Genomic DNA, 20,059 nt, shown 5'->3' on the forward strand with positions numbered 1-20,059 from the left:
ATCAGGCGCGTTCCGGCAGGCAGCGCAGCGCCGCGCCTATGGGCACGGGCGGGCGCCCGGTGAGGATGCGGGCCTTGTCCGCCAGCCTCGGGCGCCCGGCATAAAAACGCGCGATGAGGGGTTCCGGAAGGCCATAGAAACGCTGAAGAATGGTGTAGCGCTGGTCGGGTGCGGCGGCGCGGAACAGCATGCGGTTGAGCAGGCGAAAGAAGCCGCGCCGGTCCCACGTGGCGAGCGCGTGCCGCTTGACCAGATCCGCCAGCGCCGCCCCCGACAGGTCGCGGCTGCCGGCGACGAGGTCCGCAAGCGCCATGGCATCCGGCAGCGAATAGCCGGTGGTGGGGTGAAACAGGGCCGCGCGCAGGCCGGAGCGCACCACCCCTGCCGGCCCCGCACGCCAGAAGGCCTCAAGATCGCCGCCGAGCGCGATGGGAAGGACGCCCTCCTCCGCGCGCAAAACCTCTTCCACCTGCCATCCCTGGGCGCGCGCATAAGCCAGGATGCGCGCGCGCAGCGCGCCGCCGTCGAGCGCCGGCCCATCGGCATAATAGGTGTCCTCGATCAGCACCGTATCGGCGGTGAAGGGCAGCAGATAGACGAAGCGATAGCCGTCGAGCTGGGATACGGTGGCATCCATGATCACCGGCCCGCTCAGCCCGTGCGGCGCGGCGAGCCGCACTTCCAGGCCGAGAAACTTCTGATAGCCGAGCATCAGGCCCGGACTTTCGCCCGGCCCGCGCCCGTCCACCACCGTGAGGGCGGCGATCGTCTCGCCGCCCTCCAGCACCACGCGGTCGGCATGGAGTTCGACGACCCGCGTATTCGTGCGCAAGGCCGGACCAAGTCTCTCCCGCGCCACTTCGGCCAGGCGGTGGGAGGCGATGGAGGCATAGCCGCCCTCAAGCACCCGGCGTCGCGCGGGAAAGCGCACGCTATGCCCCTGCCAGCGCGCAATGATCATGGGATCGAGAAAATCCAGCTGCGCGGGCGTCACGTCGGACGGGTGGAACGACCAGGTGTGATTGCCGCCAATGTCCGGTCCCGCCTCCAATACGGCCAGCTCCAGATCCGGCCGCGCCTGCTTCAGCCGCAGGGCGAGCAGCACATTGGCGAGCCCGCCGCCCACCAGCACCATATCCATCGCCGGCCTATCTCCCGCGTCTTGCACCGGACCATGGCTCTCACGCCCGCGTGGCGGATACAAGACCGCACGCGCCGAACGCAACGAAGCGCGGTGCCCCGACAGATTGACCCCGGTCATTCCGGAACCCGGCGGCCCGCCATACATTGGTTCTCGGGGCAGGCAGGAGAGCGGCCATGGTTCAGGTTGTGGGCATCGACCATCTGGTGGTCCGCGTCAGCGATTACGAAAAATCGAAGGCCTTCTACGGCCGCCTGTTCGCATTTCTCGGCTTCGAGGTGCTGGGCGATTATGGCGACATGATCGGCTGGACCAACGGCAAGACCCGCTATTGGATCGGGCCGTGCGATGAAGAAGGCCGAAAGCACAAATATCGCATCGGCGACGTGGGCTTCCACCATTATGCGTTCGAACTGCGCAGCCGCCAGGATGTGGATGATCTCCAAGCCTTCCTGAAGCAGGAGAAGGTGGAAATCGTCGATCCCGCGAGCGAATATTACGAGGATTATTACGCCGTCTTCTTCCTCGACCCCGACGGCATGAAGCTAGAGGGGATGAAATACGGCGAGAAGACCGCCGAAAAAGCGAAGAAGTCGAAAAAGAAGAGCGAGAAGAAAACCGAGGGCAAAGCGAAATAGCGCCCTCAGCCGTGCTCATCCCGCCGAACTGGGCGCGACGGCCTCAGCCTCCCGGCGCCCAGATCCTATAGAGCGACCGCGCGAGGCTATCGAGGGCGAAGCCGAGGATGCCGATCAGCAGCACGGTCGCCATCAGTTCGGAATAGGCGAGCCGGTCGCGCGTATCGAGGATGAAATAGCCGAGCCCGGCCGAAACCCCGAGCATCTCGCACGGCACAAGCACGATCCACAAAATGCCGATGGCAAGCCGCACCCCGGTCAGCACATGGCCGAGCACGCCCGGCACCACCACCCGCCACAAGGTCTCCAGTGGCGTCGCGGCAAGGCTGCGCGAAAGCTGAAGCCAGCGCGGATCAAGCGCGCGCACGCCCGCGGCAGTGCTCAGCAGGATCGGCCACACGGCGGCGAAGGTGAGCAGGAAATAGATCGGCTTGTCGCCCACCCCGAACACCATCACCGCGATCGGCATCCAGGATAGCGGCGAGATCATGCGCAGGAATTGGAACGCCGGGCTGGTCGCCGCCTCCACCACCTGGAAACTGCCCACCGCCAACCCCAGCGGCACGCCGATCAGCAGGGCAAAGCCGAGGCCGACGAAGATGCGTTGCAAGCTCATCACCACGTGCAGCGGCAAATCGGAATGCAGCAGCAGGTCGAACAGCGCCGGCACGGCGGTGAGCGGCGAGAAGCGGGCCAGGAACGAGCCCTTCTGCGCCAGCACGTCGGTGCCGATCCACCACAGGATGAACACCAGCGCCAACCCGCCGAGGCCGAGTGCCAGCCGCACCGCGAACGCGCGCCCGACCGTGGCTCGACCGGATGTAGACACGACCGCGGCGGCAGGCCCAAGCGCAACGGTTGGTGTGGTCTGCTGGTGCGTCATGCTCGGCTTATACCCTAGGAAAAATCATCGACGAAGGTTTCAACACCCCGCTCGCGCCCCTCACCCCAGCCCTCTCCCCGACGGGGAGAGGGGGAACTTTTGCTCCTCACCCAATCAGGGCATCGGCCGGCAAGTTCGCCACCCCGCCCCACCTCTCCCCCACGGGGAGAGGTCGACCGCGCAGCGGGCGGGTGAGGGGTGAGACCACTCACGCCCCCCTCACCCCAGCCCTCTCCCCGACGGGGAGAGGGGGATCAAACCACGATCACTTCCTGGCGCTCAAAGCTGTCGGGCACACCGAAGGCCTTCAGCCCGCCGGCGGCCAGCACCGCCTTCTTCACGAACCGGTCGTCCACTAGGTCCTTGGCCGCGAAGGCGGGATCCAGCGTATCGAGGAAGGCATGGTCGCCTTCGATCAGCGTGCCCTTCAGGCGCCGCACCAGCTCTTCCGTGTAGCTGGCATAGGGATAGGGCTGGAAATCGATGCGATTCTCGCGCCAGTCGGGATGTCGGATGGCCCCCGATGCCACATAGGCCGCCACATCCTCCGGCGCGGGGGCGAGCACCTTGTTCAGCACGGCCTGGGTGTGGGGCGTATATTTGTTCGGCCCGTCCTTGGAGAGCAGGAAGGCGGTCTCGGCCCGGTGCTCGCGGGTCCACACCTGCGCCTTCACCATGGCGTTCACCACCTTCTGCGACCATTCGGGCCGCTCGGTCAGGTCGCGCTCATGCATGAACACCACGCAGCAGGCATGGTCCTTCCACACGTCGCCGGTGAAGCGCAGCACCTTGCCGATGCCCTGCAATTCCGCCGCCGCATTGAACGGCTCGGCGACGATATAGCCGGCCACCTGCTTGGTGGCGAGCGCAGGCACCATGTCGGACGGCGCCATGATGACGAGATTCACCTCATTGGCGGCGGGCGTACCGGTGCGCTTGCGAACCGGGGTAAGCCCGTTTTCCTTCAGCAGGGCCTGGAGCACCACATTGTGGATCGAATACCAGAACGGGATCGCCACCGTCTTGCCGCCGAGCTCCTTCACGGAATTGATCTCGGGCAGCACGGTGAGGCCGGAGCCGGCCATGTGGTTCCACGCCACCACCTTGGCCGGCGCCTTGGAGCCGAAGCGCGCCCACACGGTGATGGGCGAGAGCAGGTGCACCACGTTGACCTGGCCGGAGATGAAGGCCTCCACGATCTGCGCCCAGGAGCGCAACAGCACCGGCTTTTCCGCCTTAATGCCTTCGGCTTCGAAATAGCCGTTCGCGTGCGCCACCAGCAGCGGCGTGGCGTCGGTGATGGGCAGGTAGCCGATGCGCACCGGGGCGTCCGGCTCCTGGGCGCGGGCCTGATAGGCGTTCAGCAGCGGCAGCGCGCCCGAGGCGGTGAGCAGCGCCGAGAGCTTCATGATGTCGCGACGGGAGAAGAAATCATGCGTGGGCATGGCTGACGTCCGAATTCTGGCGGCGAACCGCGTTGCGGAGGGTCGTGAGGATTTCGATGCGCAAAGTGCCGAGTTCCTCCACCGCATCGTCGCGGGGGAACGGCAGGGCAATCGTCCATTGGCCGATCTGCCGCGCCGGTGCGCCGCCGAGCAGCACGATGCGATCGGAGAGCAACAGGGCCTCGTCGATGTCGTGGGTGATGAGCACGGCGGCGGTGCCGGTATCCGCCACCACCTTCAGAAGCAAGGTCTGCATCTCGGCGCGGGTCACCTCGTCGAGCGCGCCGAACGGCTCGTCGAGCAGCAGCACCTTGGGCCTGCGGGCGAGGCAGCGGGCGAGGGCCGCGCGCTGCGCCATGCCGCCGGAGAGCGCGGCGGGATGCTGGCGCCGGGCATGGGAAAGTCCCACCTCGGCGATGGCGTCGTTGACCCGCGCCTCCCGCTCGGCACGGGATAAGTGCGGCTGGTGCTTGAAGTCGAGGCCGAAGGCGACGTTCTTTTCCAGCGTCAGCCAGGGCAGCAGGCTCGGGTCCTGGAACGCCACGGCAACGCGCGGATGCACGCCACGCAGGGGCGCCCCGTCCATCAGCACGGTACCGGACGTCGGCGCCTGGAGCCCGCCCAACACGCGCAGAAGGCTGGATTTGCCGACCCCGCTCGGGCCGAGAATGGTCACCACCTCGCCGGGCGCGAGCGCGAGATCGAAGCCGGACAGCACGTTCTGCGCGGCGCCGGGATAGCGCAGGACAATACCGCGTGCCTGGAGGACGGGCGCGAGCGTGCTCATACCGCCTGCCCGCTCCCCGGCGTGGCCTGCGCAGCGTGATCGGCCAGCGCCGCCTTGAGCTGCACGAGGCTCGGCGTGATGACTGGCAGGAAGGCGGCCTCGCGCCAGCGTCGGGCAAAGTCGCGCCCCGACGCGGCGAGATAGGCCCGCCCGCCGCTGGCCTGCAATTCCAGTCCAACCGCGGCATTGGCCAGTTCCGCCAGGGCGATGCGGATCTTGAACAAGGGCGCGGCCGTGTCCGCGAAAGTGCCGCTGGCGAGCCCCTCGAACAGGGCGTTCTCCTGGGCGTCGACGGCGGCGGAGAGCTCGGCGATGGACCCGCTCAGAACGTGGCGGCCGGCATCGGCGATATGGCCGCCAGCCTCCTTCAGCGCCCGCCGCGCAAGGCCGATGGACATGCCGATCTGCAGTCCGAGAAAAGCGGGGCGCACCCGCGGCAGCCAGGCGCGGGCGTCGGGATGAAGGATGTCCGCCTCGGTGATAGCCACGTTCGACAGCGTCACGGCGGCGGTATTTGTACCGCGCAGCGCGATCAGATCGAGATCGGCCGAGCGCTCCAGCCCTGCCGCATCCGCGCAAAGGCTGGCGACGAACGGCGCGCCGCCCTCTTCGGAGGCGACGGCGGCGGCGACGTGAAATCCCTCTGGCCGCAGGTTCGTGACCCAGGGCAGCTTGCCGTCAAGCAAAAGACCCGCGCCAGCCTTGCGGGCGCTCACCTGGAGGCCCTCCAGGCCGGCGAGGAACTTCATGGCATTGGAAAGACCGGTGGCACCCGCCACCTCGCCAGCCAGCAGCGGGCCAATCAGCCGTTCGCGCAGGGCCGCGTTGGGGCTCTGGAGCAGATATTCGATATAGGTGCGATGGCCCCAGAGCACGAATCCGGCGGCCAGCGAACGGGCCGAAACCTCGGCAATGGCGCGCACGCCGTCCACCACCGATCCGCCGCCGCCACCCAGAGCCTGCGGTACCCCCGCGCCGGCGACGCCCGAGACGGCAAGGGCTGGAAGCAGCAGCGCCTCGTCGGCATATCCCGTGTCCAGATCCTCGGCCGCTGCATCCAGCCAGGACAAGAAAGAGGCTGCATGCGTGGCTGTACCGTATGACATGGCAGAAATCTTCTCGCTTCGTTCAAGCTGTCCGCGCCCCATCATGCCGGAGGCGGGGCGGCCCGCGAAGGCCCATCGCACCATAGGAGATCGGCACGCGCGGTACGACAGGGATATGCCGGAAGTCGATATCACGCAAGATGACTGGATTGTTGCGTATTGCACGTCACTAAATGTGTTTTAAACGAAACATTAACTCTTTTTCAAAACCGATTGAAAATGCGCGAGAAAATAAAAAAACCCGCCCTCTTGGGGCGGGTTCCATGTCTAGTTCAAATCCGGGTCAGCGCTGACCACCCTTGTGTCCAGTCTCGGACGCGCGCTTGGGATCATCGGCGAAATTGCCGCCGCGTTGATGATCGCCCTGCTGGCGACCGTCAGAGCCGCCGCCGGACTGGCTCTGCTGGCGGTGCTCGCCGCCCTTATGTCCGGCTTCGGCCGCGCGCTGCGGATCATTGGCGAAGTTGCCGGGACTGTTCTGCCCGCCCTTCTTGCCTGCTTCCGAAGCCTTTTGAGGATCATTGGCGAAGTTTCCCGAACCGCCACGCATATCGTTGGCCATGGTTCTCTCCTGTTGCTATGCCAATTTTCAGCCCCCGGATTTCAACGCCTCACCAGGACGGCTGTTCCCGGCTAAAGTTCGCTCCGGCCCAAACGCTCCCATCCCGGCCGCAAAAGCGACCCGCCCAGTTCAGGCGGAAAGGCCAATGGTCGCCGGCTGGCGATAGGCCATCACGGCCGGCACCATGGCGGCGAGGGCCGCGACCCCCAGCATCAGGGCGAGGAACGCCAGATCCTCGGGCGCAAACGCAACCGGCAGAACGATTCCGCTCTGCCGCGTGAGCTGGGCCGCCACCATCCGCGCGACAAGGAAGCCGAGTCCTGCCCCGAGCATCGCCCCCACGCCCACCAGGGCCATAACCTCGCTCCAGACCAGGGCGAAAATGGCCCGCCGTGGCGCGCCGAGCGCTCGCAGTGCCGCGATCTGCGCGCGCCGTTGCGCAAGATGGACCGCGCTGACCAACATCACCGCGACGATCACCAGCGCCTGCGCGCCGAGCGCGATGCCGCCTAGCAGCAGCCGCGCGTCCCCGAGGGTTCCGTAAAGTCGTACCAGCACTTCGGCGGGAAAGACGGCGAGCGTCGGCGGCTTGCGATATTGCGCGCGCAGCCGATAGGCATCGGCAATGGTCCGCGCCTTCACGATCACCGCCGGCACCCCGGGCGTCGCCTGCGGCCAAGGTGAACCGAGATGGTCAGAACCGCCCTCAAGGCCATGGGCGTGCTCCCCTTCTCCCTCCACGCGGCGCGGCCAGGCATGCGCATCGCCCATGCCGTGCAGGCGCCAGACCGCCTCGATGGGCACCAGGATCGCGCGATCCCATGGCGTGCCGGTCGGCCCCATGCGGCCCACCACCCGGTAGGCGATTTCCGAATGGGTGTGCCCGCCCTCCCCCGGCAGGCCGTGCATGGGCTTTATGATGCCGCCGAGCGCCAACGGCACGCGCGCGCCGACCACCGCCTCGTCCAGCGCGTCGAACACCCGCCCCTCGCTTAGGGCTCCGCCGCCGGCTTCCCGCGCGAAGGCGGCGATGGTGCCGACGATGGGCAGGCCCTCGAAACTGTCGCCGAACCCGACCGGAGCTGCATAAGCGACGCGCGGATCCTCGGCGAGCGCCTTCAGCACGCTCCCGTCCATGAGCGGCAAGGGTGCGGCTTGCAGGAACACGGAAGACAGAACCAGCTGCGTCTCGCTGCCCGCCGCGCCGACCACGATGTCGAACCGGTCGGCGGCGCGCGCCGAACCGAGGCGGAGCGCGCGCTCCTGCAATTGCACGGCGATGCCCAAGGCGGTGGCGAGCGCGATCAGCAGCACGATGGCGAGCGCGCCCAGCCACAAGCGACGCAGATCGGCGAGGAGGAAACCGAGCGGGATCATTCCGCCGCCTCCGCCGGACCATCCGCGCGAACCACGGGCTCGTCGGCGACGATGCGGCCGTCCACCAAGGTGAGGTGTCGCGCCATGCGCGCCACCAGGCGGGCATCGTGCGTCACCACGATCAAGGTCGCCTGCTGCTCCTGCGCCAGCGCGCAGAGCAGGCCCGCCACCGCATCTCCCGCTTCGGCATCGAGGCTGGCCGTGGGCTCGTCCGCCACCAGCACGTCGGGGCGCATGAGCACCGCCCGTGCCACCGCCACCCGCTGCATTTCCCCGCGCGACAGCGTTTCCACCTTCTGACGGGGCCGGCGCACGCCAACCCGCTCCAGCAAAGCGAGCGCGCGCGCCTTCAGCTCCGGATCCAGCCGCAGGCTCCAGAAGCGGGCCGGCAGAAGCACGTTGTCCAAAGCGCTGAGGCCCGCGAACAAATGAAAATTCTGCATGACCAGGCCCACATGGGCGGCGCGGAAACGGTCCCGCCGGCCCTCGCCGAGGCTGGCGAGATCAGTCTCGCCCCATGCGATGCGGCCGCTGTCGGGACGGGTGAGGCCGACGATGAGATGGATCAGCGTGGTTTTCCCCGCGCCCGAGGGTCCGGTGACCGCCAGGCGGGTGCCCGCGGCAACGTGCAAGGCCGGAATGTCCAGCGCGGGTGCCGCAAGGCCGGGAAAGGAGACGCGGACCGCCTCCAAGGAAAGGTCGGGCATGGTCATACCGGCCGGAAGCGCGCGTCGTTCAGGCGCAACTGGCTGACGAACCCGGTCTCGGGATCGATCCAGGACCCGACGTCCAGCGTGCCGGAAACCTCGATCGGCGCGTTATACTGAACGAAGGCCTGCCGGTCGCGCAGATAGATCACGACGATATCGTCCGGCCAGTCGGAATCGGACGAGCAGAAGGGGCAGATGGACATGGGGATCTTGGTGAGGACGAAGAATTTCGCCTCGGCCTTCAGCGGCGGCGCCATATAGCCCCGCATGGTCACCACCTTGCCCTTGGCCTGCTTCACCTTTTCGGAGAATTCGAGCCCCAGCACCGTGATCTTGGCGTAAAGCTCGTCGAAATCCAGCACCTCGCCTGCGAGCGCCCGCGCGCCGGCAAAGAGCACTCCGCCGCTGAGACCCACGCAGCCCGCGGCGCCCGCGAGCAACCGCAGCAGGCGGCGCCTTGCGAGCGTGGGGGGCAAAATATGCTCGGTCATGCCTATGCGTCCTGCGATGCCGAAGGCCGGAAGGGGGATCCCTCCCGGCCTCGACCGGAGCGGCGGGCGCGCCGCGTCTGCGGGCGGCCGCGGTCTTGGGCGCCGTGCCCGCGCTATTTAGCGGCGTCGGCGCGCTGCTGGGCTTCACCGAGCGCCATGGCTTCCGCGATCACGCGGAAGATCTCGGTATTTTCCATGTAGCCATGGATGTTTTCCGAGCCCGGCCCCTGCGCCTGAAGCACAACATCGTCCACGGCATGGACGGCGGTGTCTTCGCTCTTGGGAATATTGCCGATGCGCAGCACGGCGCCGGGCACGTTCTTATAGCCTTCATTGGCCACATACTCGCCCTTCTCGTTCTTCACCGCCGGCACGTTCTGGCCGTCGAGCTTCGGGCGGAAGGTCTCGTAATAGTCCGGGAAATTATTGGCGAAGATGGCGAGGCGGCGGGACACATCGACCCGGTCCGGATATCCGTCGCCGTCCTTGTCCTCATAATTGGGGAAGCCGGCGTCGCGATAGGTCCCGACCTTCTCCCGCATTTCGGTGCCGGGCTTTTCGTCATCGATGGTGCCGATCAGCGAGGCGCCGTGGGTGTGGTCGGCGGTCACGATGATGAGCGTGTCGGGATGGGTCTTGGCGAAGTCGCGCGCGATTCCCACCGCCTTGTCGAAGGTGATGGTCTCGAACACGGCGCGCTCCCAATCGAGCGGGTGCTCGTTCTTGTCGATCTCGGCGCCTTCCACCATCAGGAAGAAGCCTTCCGGATTCTTCGACAGCACGTCCAGTGCCGCGCGCATCATGTCCGGCACGTCGGGCTGGTTGGGGAATTTGTCGACGGTGCCCTTCTTGAGGAACTTCTGGTCCAGCGTGCCGTCCATGTTGCCGGTATGGAACAGGCCGAGCAGCTTGCCGGAATTGTTGCCCGAGGCAGCGGCCGCCAGCTCTTCCTTGGTGGAGACGAAGCCGTAGCCGGCGTCACGGAACTTGGCGATATAGTCGATATCGTCCTTGCGCTTGGAACCGGGCGTGGTCTTCGGCAGGAAATAGGCCGAGCCGCCACCCAGGATGACGTCAGGCTTCACATCGAAGAGCATGCCGACGATTTCCGCCTTGTCGGCGCGGCGGCGGGTGTGGGAGACCACGGCGGCCGGGGTGGCATCCTCGATCTCGGCATTGGAGACAACGCCGATCGCCTTGCCCGGCGCCTTGCGGCGGATCACCTCGGCGATGGTTTCCTGGCGCGGCTGATCGAGCGAGCCCTTGGCGCGGCTGGCATAGACGCCGAGCGCGTTCACCGCGCTCTTCTGGCCGGTCATGTAGGCGGACATGGTGTTGGCGCTGTCGGCGGCGATGGAATCTGTCGAGGAGGTGCCGATGAAGGCCATGACCGGCAGATGGTCCATGTTCAGCTTGCCGTTGGCCTTGCCCTGGGTATTGCCCAGCGACATGATCCGCGCGGCGGTGCGCATGGAAACGGCCATGCCGTCGCCCAGCAGGAAGATGACGTTCTTCGCCTTGGCGGTGGCGGGGGTGCCGAACACCTCCCAGGTCACGCTCTCGCGGAAATCGCCCACCGAGGCTTCCACTTTATAGGTTCCGGGGTTTTTCAAGGACACGCCCTTGATGACGACCGAGGAGGCGCCGTCGCCATTTTCCTTCTCGATGAAGCTCGGCGCCTTGCCGAACACGCTCTTGTAATCCTCGCCATTGACGAGAATTTTCACGTCCTCGAGCTTGGTCACCATGGGAAGTTCGACCTTGAAGTCGAACACCCCGCCGGAGAGCAGCGCCGCGCGATCGATGGGATAGATCTGCGCGTTGTCCTTGCTGACGTCCTTGTAACGGGTTTCGCCGCTCTGCGCCCAGGCGGCGGCGGGCAGCACGGCGACGCTCGGGGCGACCGCCAGCGCAAGAATTGCAAGCCAATTCGGTTTCATGTGATGGATCGCCCCCGCCATGTGGATGCGCACGAATGATACTTCGTATCAGGCGCAGAATTCCGATGCCGTTTCCGGCGGGCGGATTATTGGCGCTTCAGCATGTCACGCGGATGAATGTGCCGCGAACACTTGCACGACATGTCGCAGCACCACTGAATTGAGAAATATACTGCCGGATCAAGAGCCAGCGCCGCCCGCCCGACTTCTGCGGAAGGCGGCGGGGCTCAGCGCGGTCCATTTGCGGAACGCGCGGTGAAAGGCGCTCGGCTCGGCAAAGCCCAGCGCCTCGGCGATCTCCGCCACCGGGCGCCTCCCATCCGCGAGCAGGGCCATGGCGCTGTCGCGGCGGATTTCGTCCTTGATGGACTGATAGCTCTGCCCCTCCTCCCGCAGGCGGCGGCGCAGGGTGGAGGCGGGCAGCCGCATCTGCCGGGCCATGTCCTCGAAGCGCGGCCAAAGGGCGGGCGCGACAGCGCGCAGGCGGCGGCGCACCCCGGCCGCGAGCCCGGCATCATGGCGATAGCGCACCAGGATGTTGGCCGGCGCGCGCTGGAGAAACTCCTTCAGCGCCTTCTCCTCGCGGATCACCGGGAGGCGCAGGAATTCCGCGTCGAAGGCGAGCCGGCTGACGCTTTGGCCGAAGGCGACCGGGGCGCCGAAGAACTGGCGATATTCCGCGCCACGGTCCGGCTCGCCGCAGCGGAAATCCACCAGCCGCAAGGAAATCCGCCGCCCCACCAGCCAGCAGGCGATGCCGTGCAGGATGATCCAATAGGTGCGATAGGCGAAGGCGGAGCGGGCCGGCCCGTGCTCGCGCAGCACGATCTGCGCCTGCCCCTCATGAACGCCCAATTCTCCCGCCGGCTCCTCCAGCATCACATTGAGGAAGCGCAGCGTGCGCCGCAGGGCCCGTTCCAGGGTTCCGGTATGCAGCACGCACTGGCACAGCAAGGCGAAGCTGCCCGGCCGCAGGGGGCGCTGGCCGAGGCCGAGGAATTCATCGTCCAGCGCCAGCGCGATCGCGCGCCACAGCACGCCATATTGCTCGGCGGAGACCGGCTCGCGCACCGTTTCGGGCAAGTCGGCGGCGGCGAGCAGCGGCGCGGCGGACAGGCCCCGCGCCCGAACGCACGCCAGCGCATCCTCCACAAAGCCCGGCGAGATCATCCGCCGGCCCGCGTCATTTTCGGAAACCGACCCCGGCACAGGCGCCCTCGTTGCAAAACCGATCAGCATTTTATGCCGAGGCGGGCATGGATTGCCATATCATCCCGGCGTTAAGTCGCACCATCGAAACGCCGTGCGGATCACCAAGGACGCGGCGCCGGGAGGAAGAAAAATCTATGCAGATCAGGGACAAAGTCTTTCTCATCACCGGCGCCGGCTCCGGCCTCGGCGCCGCCGTGGCGGGCCATCTGGTCTCAGCCGGGGCCAAGGTCGTGATCGCCGACATCAATGCGGCGGCGGGCGAGGCGGTGGCGCGGGAGCTGGGCGAAAGCGCCCGCTTCGCCCGCACCGACGTGACCCAGGAGGCCGACGCGCAGGCGGCGGTGGCCCTGGCGCTGGAGGCGTTCGGCCATCTCCACGGGCTGGTGAACTGCGCCGGCATCGCGCCGGGCGAGAAGGTGGTGGGGCGCGAGGGCCCGCACCGGCTGGAAAGCTTCGCCCGCGCCGTGAACATCAACCTCATCGGCACCTTCAACATGATCCGCCTTGCCGCCGACGCCATCGCCAAGGAGGCGCCGCAGGCCGATGGCGAGCGCGGGGTGATCGTCAACACCGCCTCCATCGCCGCCTATGACGGGCAGATCGGCCAGGCGGCGTATGCCGCCTCCAAGGCCGGGGTGATCGGGCTGACCTTGCCCATCGCCCGCGAACTGGCGCGGCTCGGCATCCGGGTCGTGACCATCGCGCCGGGCATTTTCGAGACGCCGATGATGGCGGGGATGTCGCAGGAGATCCAGGACGCGCTGGGCAAGAGCGTGCCCTTCCCCTCCCGCCTCGGCCGGCCGCCGGAATATGCGGCGCTGGTCCAGCACATTTGCGAAAACACCATGCTGAACGGCGAAGTCATTCGCCTGGACGGCGCCTTGCGGATGCCGCCGCGCTGAGGGAGCACGACACCATGAGCACCCACGATCCCATCGTCATCGTTTCCGCCGCCCGCACGCCCATGGGCGGTTTCCAGGGCGATCTCAAGGACATGACCGCGCCGCAGCTGGGCGCGGCCGCCATCGGTGCCGCTCTCGAGCGCGCGGGCCTTTCGCCCGAGGCGGTCGAGGAAGTGGTGTTCGGCTGCGTGCTGCCGGCCGGCCAGGGCCAGGCCCCGGCGCGGCAAGCCGCCATCGGCGCCGGGCTGCCGCTCTCGGCCGGGGCCACCACAATCAACAAGATGTGCGGCTCCGGCATGAAGGCCGCCATGTTCGCCCATGATCTGCTCTATGCCGGCAGCGCCGACGTGGCGGTGGCGGGCGGCATGGAGAGCATGACCAATGCCCCCTATCTGCTGGATCGCGCCCGTTCCGGCTATCGCATGGGCCACGGCAAGGTGCTGGACCATATGTTCCTCGACGGGCTGGAGGATGCCTATGACAAGGGCCGCCTCATGGGCACCTTCGCCGAGGATTGCGCGGAGGCGTTCCAATTCACCCGCAAGGCGCAGGACGATTTCGCCATCGCCTCCCTGGAGCGGGCGCAGAAGGCGATCACAAACGGCAGCTTCGTCAAGGAGATCGTGCCGGTCACCGTCAAGGCGGGCAAGACCGAGCGGGTGGTGAGCGAGGACGAGCAGCCCCCCAAGGCCAAGATGGACAAGATCCCGACCCTGAAGCCCGCCTTCCGCGAGGGTGGCACGGTGACGGCGGCCAATTCCTCTTCCATCTCGGATGGTGCCGCGGCACTGGTGATGATGCGCCTTTCGCAGGCGGAAAAGCGCGGCCTCACCCCGCTTGCGGCCATTCGCGGCCATGCCACCCATGCCCAGGCGCCGAACCTGTTTCCCACCGCCCCCATCGGCGCCATCCGCACCTTGAGCGCGCGCACCGGCTGGGACCTGGAGGATGTGGACCTGTTCGAGGTGAACGAGGCGTTCGCGGTGGTGGCGATGGCGGCCATGCATGATCTTGGCCTGCCCCATGAAAAGGTGAACGTGCACGGCGGCGCCTGCGCGCTCGGCCATCCCATCGGCGCTTCCGGGGCGCGGGTGCTGGTGACTTTGCTGGCGGCGCTGGAGAAATACGACCTCAAGCGCGGCATCGCCTCGCTGTGCATCGGCGGCGGGGAAGCGACCGCCATGGCGGTGGAACGCCTGTCCTGAACCAAGGCGGAGACCGTGCGGCTTGTCTCCGCACGGTTTTCCGCGGCAGGGCGTATGGAACCGCCGGGGTTTTCATCCCGGCGATTTCCCGGAAAACGCCCGCTGCGAAGCAAAATGTTTCACGTGAAACAATGGCTTAGCGCGGACGAATAGGGGTTTCGTGAGGCTTCTCCGCCGCTTGGCGGCGCACGAAACCGGCTTTTCGGGCGAACGTTCGCGCGCAATTTCGGCATGCGCCCGAAAGACCCGACACCGGGGTGGCGATCCGGCTCACCGCATTCGTTAGAGAACGCGTTATCCGGTCGGCTTACGATTCAAGCTGACCGGCGCGTTCTCTAGCCGCCGTATTTCAGGTTCAGCAGGCCGGCGCTGGTGCCGCTGCTGACCGATTGATTGATGCCGGACTCGAACAGCACCAGCACCGGGTTGGATTGGCTGTTATTGGTCACGTCCCACGTCACGGCGAAGCGCTGGAGCAGCTTGTCTACCTTCGCGGGGTCCTTCAGGTCGGCGATGTTGAGGCGCGACTTGACCACCGCCGCCTGCTTGGCGATGTCCGCATTTGCCATGGCATCGGGGAAGCCGAAGACGGTCTTGCACACCTGCCACAGCGCGGTATCCCCAAGCAGCCCGTAGGCCGAGGTTATGGTCGGTGCCACGCGCTTGAAATAGAGCGCGAGCTTCACCCCCTGGTCGCTCTGCCCGGCGGTGTCCTCCAGGGATTGCTGGGCATATTTCGCCATCACCGTCTGCTTGAGCGCCTGGGTGGAGGTGGTCGTGTCGCCGGAGGTCCTGAAGGTGAATATCTTGGCGAACTGGGTGAAGCGCTGGTCGTTCAATTTGTTGGCGAAGCTGTTCTTGTCGGAAAGGTCGCTCGCCAGAACCTTGCGCATGAAGCCCTTGGCATAGGTCATGTCGGAGAGGCCATAGGCGGTCATGGCGTAATTGAAGAGCCGATAATTGGCGATCAGATCGTCGGCGGTCTTCATCTTGCCGATATTGGCCTCGAAATACGCGGTCTCCCGCGCCACCTGCGGGTCTTTCGCCTGTGCCTTCAGCGTATTGGCCATGTCCTTCGAGAGATAGCGATAGGTCGCATAGGTGGAACCGAGGTCGATGGTCATGGCGAAGTCCTGAAGGGCGGCGAGGGTCCTGAAGGGCGGCGAGGCGGAGACGGCGCGGGCGGGGCGCTATTTTCCGCTGGCGGAATGGGTGGTCGTGCCGACCTCGGACAGGTCCGCCTTCATCACCGGCCGGTAGGGATTGGCATCGGCCGGGGAAGCTGTGGCCGGCGGCGCGACACGCGGCGCGCTGGAGGCGGTGCGCATCTCCTCCGCCATCCGGGCGAGAATGCGCTGGGCATCGGGAATATTGCCGGCGATCACCGAAGCCTCAAGGGCCTGAAGCGCCACGCGCCGTACCTTCGCGACCTCCTGGAGCGCGCCGCCGTGTTCGGATCCCAGGCTGGAAATCGTGGTCATGGCATCACCTCGCCGCTGCCGGCCGGTCCGCGCGCCGCTTTCAATCGGGGAGCACGCCGGTTTTGGAACGGTAAGCCGAGCCTTGCGCATGAAGCTTGCGTGGGGCTTGCACGGGCGTTGCCTCGGCCCGCGCGCTGGGGCGGGGCTGGGGCGGGGTGGCTACATCTCGCCGGCTTCGAACGCCGCCATGAAGGCGGCCACGCGCCGGTCCACCCGGATGTCCGAGGGGCGGATCTCCCGAACCAGCGACATGCCCTCCAGCGACCGCGCGCGAGAGAGCGCCACATAGGCCTGCCCGGCGGCGAAGGCGCCATTGTCGAAATCGATGCGCACGTCTTCCAGGGTCAGGCCCTGCGCCTTGTGCATGGTCATGGCCCAGGCCGGCACAAGCGGAAGCTGGGTGTAGGCGCCCACCACCTGCACGTCGATGCGCCCGGAGGGCTCGTCCCAGCCATAGCGGATGCGCTCCCAGGTGAAGCTCTCGATCTCCACCGTGGACCCGCTGTCGAGCCGCACCATGGCGCTGTGCGCGCCGATACCGACCACCGTGCCCACCGAGCCGTTCACCCAGCGCCGGGCGGGATCGTTGCGCAGGGTCATGACGCGCGCGCCGGGCTTGAGAACGAGGCGTTCCGGCACCGGCAGGCGGTCGCCCTCCAGGCCGAACTCGCCCTTCAGCACGCCGCCGAATTCGCGCGCCTCCCCCGCCAGATTGGCGAGGCCGCGCTGGTTATAGGCGTCCGCCCGCGCATTGGTGGGGGTGAGAAGCACCGGCTGCGGGCCCGGCCGGTGGGGCCGCACGCAGGCGGCGTTGATGGCTTCCAGCGTCTCGCGCATGCGCTCGCCCCGGCGCAGGTTCGCGAGATGGGCGATGAAGGCGCGGTCGCTCTGCCGGTGCACGGTGAGAAACGGCGCGCGGGCCAGTTCCTGTTCCGCCAGCGCCTTGGCGTGAAAGGCGAACGGCCCCTCGTAGCCCATGCGGGAGAGCATGTCCTGTTCGGCCAGCGGCACCACGGGGGGCAATTGCAGGAAATCGCCCACCAGAACCATCTGCACGCCGCCGAACGGCTCGGAATTATCGCGCGAGATGCGCAGCGCCCGGTCCACCGTGTCCAGCAGATCGGCCCGCACCATGGAGATTTCGTCGATGATGACGCGGTCGAGCTTCTTCAGCAGGCGGCGCACCTGCACGCGCGGCTTCACCTCGTCGGGATTGAGGATGCGCGGGGGAATGCCGAAGAAGGAATGAATGGTCTGCCCGCCCAATTGCAGGGCGGCGACCCCGGTGGGCGCCAGGAACACCTGGCGCCCCCGGGGCATCTTGCGCAATTCGTGCAGGAAGGTGGTCTTGCCCGTGCCGGCGCCGCCGAGCACCAGCAAGGTGCGCGCCCCGCCGTCGATCTGGCGCAGCGCGCGCGTGGCGCCGTCTTCCTGCGCGACGAGTTCGCTCACTTCAGCAGGCCGCCCTCTTGCGCCAAGGCGATCAGATCCTTCTGCGGCCGCGCGCCGAGATGGGAGATGACCTCGCTCGCCGCCAGCGCGCCGAGGCGCAGCGATGTCGCGGGATCGCGCCCGGTGGCATGGCCGAACAGGAAGCCGGCGGCGAACAGGTCGCCCGCGCCGGTGGTGTCCACCACCTCGGCCACGGGATGGGCCGGAACCGTGACGGTGGCATCGGCGGTGAGGAACACCGCGCCCTTCTCGCTGCGCGTCACCACCGCCTGGCGGGCATCGCGGCGCAATTGCACCAGCGCCGCATCCACATCGGCGGTCTCATACAGCGACTTCACCTCGGCCTCATTGCAGAACACGAGGTCCACAACGCCGGTGCGCAGCAGATCGAGGAATTCGGCGCGATAGCGATCCACACAAAAGGCATCCGACAGGCTCAGCGCCACCTGGCGGCCGGCGCCATGGGCGATCTCGGCGGCCTTCAGGAACGCCTGCTTGGCGGCCGGCGGGTCCCACAGATAGCCTTCCAGATAGGTGATGCCGGCGCTCGCGACCACGGTCGCGTCGATCTGGGCGGGGGTGAGGTTCTGCGCCGCGCCGAGATAGGTGTTCATGGTGCGCTCGCCGTCCGGCGTCACCAGGATCAGGCAGCGCGCGGTGGCCGGGCCTTCGCCGGCGGCGGGGGTGGCATAAGCGACGCCGGCGGCGCGGATGTCATGGGCGAACACGGTGCCGAGCCCGTCCTGGCGCACCAGCCCGACGAAGCCGGCGCGCGCGCCGAACGAGGCGACGCCCGCCGCCGTATTGGCCGCCGAGCCGCCGGACACCTCTACGCCCGGCCCCATCGCGCCATAGAGCGATTCGGCACGGGCCTCGTCGATCAGCGTCATGGAGCCCTTGGGCATCGCCTGGGCCAGGAGGAAATCCTCCTGCGCGCGGGCGATCACGTCGACGATCGCATTGCCGATGGTGAGCACATCGAGGGTCGGTGAAGGCACGGGCGGGACACTCCGGAGAAGACGATGGTCCAGCGGTAGCACCCGCGCCCCGGCTCGGGCAATCGCAAGTCGCGCGTTTGGCCCGCGCGGCGGCGTTTCGTGCACCTGAGCCGGGAGTCCCGCGCGCCTGAGGCGGGGATTGTCACCTGCGCTCATAAAAATTGACCCGCCGTAAGGCTCGGCCATGCTACATGGCGGCGATTGCTGCGCGAATTGGTTTGATGCCTGGCTTTGGAACGGACGAAGCGCGGACCCCCGCCGTTTCTCCTTCGCCTCCAGGCGGCACACCGTCACAGCTTCAGGGTGCGGGGGTCCGATAGATGGCACGCAAGTATTTCGGCACGGACGGGGTGCGCGGTCGCGCCAATGCGAACCTGACGGCGGATCTCGCCCTGCGGGTCGGCATGGCGGCGGGGCTGACCTTCCGCCGCGGCGAGCATCGCCACCGGGTGGTGATCGGCAAGGACACCCGTTTGTCCGGCTATATGATCGAGAATGCGCTGGTGGCGGGCTTCACCTCGGTCGGGCTCGACGTGCTGCTGCTGGGTCCCATGCCGACGCCGGCGGTGGGCATGCTGACGCGCTCCATGCGCGCCGACCTCGGGGTGATGATCTCGGCCTCGCACAATCTGTTCGACGATAACGGCATCAAGTTGTTCGGCCCGGACGGCTTCAAGCTCTCCGACGGCATCGAGCTGGACATCGAGGAGCTGATCGACGGCGACATGTCGCGCAAGCTCGCCAAGCCGACCGAGATCGGCCGCGCCAAGCGGCTCGAGGGCGTGCACGCCCGCTATATCGAATATGCCAAGCGCACGCTGCCGCGCGGCCAGTCGTTCGAGGGGCTGCGCGTGGTGGTGGACTGCGCCAACGGCGCCGCCTATCGCGTCGCGCCCGAGGCGCTGTGGGAATTGGGCGCGGACGTGATCGCCATCGGCGCCGAGCCGGACGGCATGAACATCAACCGCGACGTGGGCTCCACCTCGCCCGCCGCCCTCTCGGCCAAGGTGCGCGAAGTGCGCGCCGACATCGGCATCGCCCTCGACGGGGATGCCGACCGCGTGCTGATGGTGGACGAGAAGGGCCATATCATCGACGGCGACCAGATCATGGCCGTGGTGGCCGAGAGCTTCAAGGCCGACGGCCGCCTCTCGCGCAACGGCATCGTGGCGACCGTGATGTCCAATCTCGGGCTTGAGCGGCACCTCATGGATATCGGCCTCAGCCTCGCCCGCACCTCGGTGGGCGACCGTTACGTGCTCGAACGCATGCTGTCGGACGGCTATAATGTTGGCGGCGAGCAGTCCGGCCACATCATCCTGTCGGATTATTCCACCACCGGCGACGGCCTGGTGGCGGCGCTCCAAGTGCTGGCGGTGGTCGCCGGCAAGGAACGGCCGGCCTCGGAAATCTGCCACCGCTTCGAGCCCCTGCCGCAGATTCTCAAGAATGTGCGCTATCAGTCGGGCGCGCCGCTGGAGAATGAGAAGGTGCAGGTTGCCATCGCCGATGCCGAGCGGCGGCTTGCCAATCGCGGCCGGCTGCTGATTCGCCCCTCGGGCACAGAGCCGGTGATCCGCGTCATGGGCGAAGGCGACGACCGCGAGTTGGTGGAAACCGTGGTGGACGATGTGATCGACGCCCTGAAGCGCGTCGCCGCCTGAGGCCGCGCGCCGCCTGGGCCTGCGGGTTCCCCCGGCGGTGAAAGCGATTTGTTAGGGTTAACGGG

Annotated in this window: 19 protein-coding genes; 4 read left to right on the forward strand and 15 right to left on the reverse strand. The window is 67.2% G+C overall.

Annotated features, from left to right (window positions below; translation table 11 throughout):
* Position 1 precedes the first annotated feature (1 nt).
* Positions 2-1,141 (reverse strand): lycopene beta-cyclase CrtY, encoded by a 1,140-nt coding sequence (gene crtY, locus V5G24_RS16820; protein ID WP_394080924.1) that lies wholly within the window; start codon positions 1,139-1,141, stop codon positions 2-4.
* 176 nt (positions 1,142-1,317) lie between these two features.
* Between crtY and V5G24_RS16825 the strand changes: the two genes are divergently transcribed.
* Positions 1,318-1,779 (forward strand): VOC family protein, encoded by a 462-nt coding sequence (locus tag V5G24_RS16825; protein ID WP_394080922.1) that lies wholly within the window; start codon positions 1,318-1,320, stop codon positions 1,777-1,779.
* Between the two features lie 43 nt (positions 1,780-1,822).
* Here V5G24_RS16825 and V5G24_RS16830 read toward each other — a convergent pair whose 3' ends face one another.
* The 10 genes from V5G24_RS16830 to V5G24_RS16875 all read right to left on the reverse strand — a co-directional run bounded on the left by V5G24_RS16830 (position 1,823) and on the right by V5G24_RS16875 (position 12,250).
* A complete protein-coding gene (locus V5G24_RS16830) occupies positions 1,823-2,662 on the reverse strand; it encodes an ABC transporter permease (RefSeq protein WP_394080920.1) in 840 nt (279 codons plus the stop codon).
* A 254-nt stretch (positions 2,663-2,916) separates the two neighbouring features.
* Positions 2,917-4,107 (reverse strand): ABC transporter substrate-binding protein, encoded by a 1,191-nt coding sequence (locus tag V5G24_RS16835; RefSeq protein ID WP_394080918.1) that lies wholly within the window; start codon positions 4,105-4,107, stop codon positions 2,917-2,919.
* Entirely contained in the window at positions 4,094-4,894 is an 801-nt protein-coding gene (locus V5G24_RS16840; RefSeq protein ID WP_394080916.1) for an ABC transporter ATP-binding protein, read from the reverse strand. The genes V5G24_RS16835 and V5G24_RS16840 overlap by 14 nt, the downstream gene beginning before the upstream one ends.
* Positions 4,891-6,000 carry an acyl-CoA dehydrogenase family protein gene (locus V5G24_RS16845; RefSeq protein WP_394080914.1) on the reverse strand — a complete coding sequence of 370 codons (1,110 nt, stop codon included), beginning with the start codon at positions 5,998-6,000 and terminating at the stop codon, positions 4,891-4,893. The genes V5G24_RS16840 and V5G24_RS16845 overlap by 4 nt, the downstream gene beginning before the upstream one ends.
* A gap of 283 nt (positions 6,001-6,283) precedes the next feature.
* Positions 6,284-6,562 carry a con-10 family general stress protein gene (locus tag V5G24_RS16850; RefSeq protein ID WP_394080912.1) on the reverse strand — a complete coding sequence of 93 codons (279 nt, stop codon included), beginning with the start codon at positions 6,560-6,562 and terminating at the stop codon, positions 6,284-6,286.
* Between the two features lie 129 nt (positions 6,563-6,691).
* On the reverse strand, positions 6,692-7,939 hold the full coding sequence (locus V5G24_RS16855; protein ID WP_394080910.1) for an ABC transporter permease: 1,248 nt from the start codon (positions 7,937-7,939) through the stop codon (positions 6,692-6,694).
* Positions 7,936-8,646 carry an ABC transporter ATP-binding protein gene (locus V5G24_RS16860; RefSeq protein ID WP_394080908.1) on the reverse strand — a complete coding sequence of 237 codons (711 nt, stop codon included), beginning with the start codon at positions 8,644-8,646 and terminating at the stop codon, positions 7,936-7,938. Before V5G24_RS16860 ends, V5G24_RS16855 begins: the two co-directional genes overlap by 4 nt.
* Positions 8,647-8,648: 2 nt before the next feature.
* Entirely contained in the window at positions 8,649-9,140 is a 492-nt protein-coding gene (locus tag V5G24_RS16865) for a hypothetical protein (protein ID WP_394080906.1), read from the reverse strand.
* 113 nt (positions 9,141-9,253) lie between these two features.
* Positions 9,254-11,080 carry an alkaline phosphatase gene (locus V5G24_RS16870; protein WP_394080904.1) on the reverse strand — a complete coding sequence of 609 codons (1,827 nt, stop codon included), beginning with the start codon at positions 11,078-11,080 and terminating at the stop codon, positions 9,254-9,256.
* 180 nt (positions 11,081-11,260) lie between these two features.
* Positions 11,261-12,250, reverse strand: coding sequence for an AraC family transcriptional regulator (locus V5G24_RS16875; RefSeq protein WP_394082071.1), 990 nt, complete (start codon positions 12,248-12,250; stop codon positions 11,261-11,263).
* 176 nt (positions 12,251-12,426) lie between these two features.
* Between V5G24_RS16875 and V5G24_RS16880 the strand changes: the two genes are divergently transcribed.
* Positions 12,427-13,194 (forward strand): 3-hydroxyacyl-CoA dehydrogenase, encoded by a 768-nt coding sequence (locus V5G24_RS16880; RefSeq protein WP_394080902.1) that lies wholly within the window; start codon positions 12,427-12,429, stop codon positions 13,192-13,194.
* 14 nt (positions 13,195-13,208) lie between these two features.
* Positions 13,209-14,399, forward strand: coding sequence for an acetyl-CoA C-acetyltransferase (locus V5G24_RS16885; RefSeq protein ID WP_394080900.1), 1,191 nt, complete (start codon positions 13,209-13,211; stop codon positions 14,397-14,399).
* 335 nt (positions 14,400-14,734) lie between these two features.
* Here V5G24_RS16885 and V5G24_RS16890 read toward each other — a convergent pair whose 3' ends face one another.
* The 4 genes from V5G24_RS16890 to V5G24_RS16905 all read right to left on the reverse strand — a co-directional run bounded on the left by V5G24_RS16890 (position 14,735) and on the right by V5G24_RS16905 (position 18,330).
* Complete coding sequence (locus tag V5G24_RS16890) at positions 14,735-15,523, reverse strand: DUF1217 domain-containing protein (protein ID WP_394080898.1); 789 nt, start codon at positions 15,521-15,523, stop codon at positions 14,735-14,737.
* Positions 15,524-15,589: 66 nt separating this feature from the next.
* The gene (locus V5G24_RS16895; protein WP_394080896.1) at positions 15,590-15,880 is read right to left on the reverse strand and encodes a hypothetical protein; all 291 of its coding nucleotides are present in this window, start codon (positions 15,878-15,880) and stop codon (positions 15,590-15,592) included.
* A 159-nt stretch (positions 15,881-16,039) separates the two neighbouring features.
* Positions 16,040-17,332 (reverse strand): ATP-dependent DNA helicase, encoded by a 1,293-nt coding sequence (locus V5G24_RS16900; protein WP_394080894.1) that lies wholly within the window; start codon positions 17,330-17,332, stop codon positions 16,040-16,042.
* A complete protein-coding gene (locus V5G24_RS16905) occupies positions 17,329-18,330 on the reverse strand; it encodes an adenosine kinase (RefSeq protein ID WP_394080892.1) in 1,002 nt (333 codons plus the stop codon). The genes V5G24_RS16900 and V5G24_RS16905 overlap by 4 nt, the downstream gene beginning before the upstream one ends.
* A 320-nt stretch (positions 18,331-18,650) precedes the next feature.
* On the opposite strand from V5G24_RS16905, the gene glmM reads away from it, so the two are divergent.
* The gene (glmM, locus tag V5G24_RS16910) at positions 18,651-19,994 is read left to right on the forward strand and encodes a phosphoglucosamine mutase (protein WP_394080890.1); all 1,344 of its coding nucleotides are present in this window, start codon (positions 18,651-18,653) and stop codon (positions 19,992-19,994) included.
* Positions 19,995-20,059 lie beyond the last annotated feature (65 nt).

Origin of the sequence: Roseixanthobacter finlandensis, from assembly GCF_043195105.2 — a bacterium.
Classification (GTDB): Bacteria; Pseudomonadota; Alphaproteobacteria; order Rhizobiales; family Xanthobacteraceae; genus NCEH01.

Excerpts from the sequence above, each read along its gene's own strand:
- V5G24_RS16885 (WP_394080900.1), top strand. The coding sequence starts at position 13,209 with ATGAGCACCCACGATCCCATCGTCATCGTTTCCGCCGCCCGCACGCCC.
- V5G24_RS16855 (WP_394080910.1), bottom strand. The coding sequence starts at position 7,939 with ATGATCCCGCTCGGTTTCCTCCTCGCCGATCTGCGTCGCTTGTGGCTG.
- V5G24_RS16890 (WP_394080898.1), bottom strand. The coding sequence starts at position 15,523 with ATGACCATCGACCTCGGTTCCACCTATGCGACCTATCGCTATCTCTCG.
- V5G24_RS16860 (WP_394080908.1), bottom strand. The coding sequence starts at position 8,646 with ATGCCCGACCTTTCCTTGGAGGCGGTCCGCGTCTCCTTTCCCGGCCTT.
- V5G24_RS16870 (WP_394080904.1), bottom strand. The coding sequence starts at position 11,080 with ATGAAACCGAATTGGCTTGCAATTCTTGCGCTGGCGGTCGCCCCGAGC.
- V5G24_RS16840 (WP_394080916.1), bottom strand. The coding sequence starts at position 4,894 with ATGAGCACGCTCGCGCCCGTCCTCCAGGCACGCGGTATTGTCCTGCGC.
- V5G24_RS16865 (WP_394080906.1), bottom strand. The coding sequence starts at position 9,140 with ATGACCGAGCATATTTTGCCCCCCACGCTCGCAAGGCGCCGCCTGCTG.
- V5G24_RS16880 (WP_394080902.1), top strand. The coding sequence starts at position 12,427 with ATGCAGATCAGGGACAAAGTCTTTCTCATCACCGGCGCCGGCTCCGGC.
- V5G24_RS16835 (WP_394080918.1), bottom strand. The coding sequence starts at position 4,107 with ATGCCCACGCATGATTTCTTCTCCCGTCGCGACATCATGAAGCTCTCG.
- V5G24_RS16875 (WP_394082071.1), bottom strand. The coding sequence starts at position 12,250 with ATGATCTCGCCGGGCTTTGTGGAGGATGCGCTGGCGTGCGTTCGGGCG.
- V5G24_RS16895 (WP_394080896.1), bottom strand. The coding sequence starts at position 15,880 with ATGACCACGATTTCCAGCCTGGGATCCGAACACGGCGGCGCGCTCCAG.
- V5G24_RS16845 (WP_394080914.1), bottom strand. The coding sequence starts at position 6,000 with ATGTCATACGGTACAGCCACGCATGCAGCCTCTTTCTTGTCCTGGCTG.
- V5G24_RS16850 (WP_394080912.1), bottom strand. The coding sequence starts at position 6,562 with ATGGCCAACGATATGCGTGGCGGTTCGGGAAACTTCGCCAATGATCCT.
- V5G24_RS16825 (WP_394080922.1), top strand. The coding sequence starts at position 1,318 with ATGGTTCAGGTTGTGGGCATCGACCATCTGGTGGTCCGCGTCAGCGAT.
- glmM (WP_394080890.1), top strand. The coding sequence starts at position 18,651 with ATGGCACGCAAGTATTTCGGCACGGACGGGGTGCGCGGTCGCGCCAAT.
- crtY (WP_394080924.1), bottom strand. The coding sequence starts at position 1,141 with ATGGATATGGTGCTGGTGGGCGGCGGGCTCGCCAATGTGCTGCTCGCC.
- V5G24_RS16830 (WP_394080920.1), bottom strand. The coding sequence starts at position 2,662 with ATGACGCACCAGCAGACCACACCAACCGTTGCGCTTGGGCCTGCCGCC.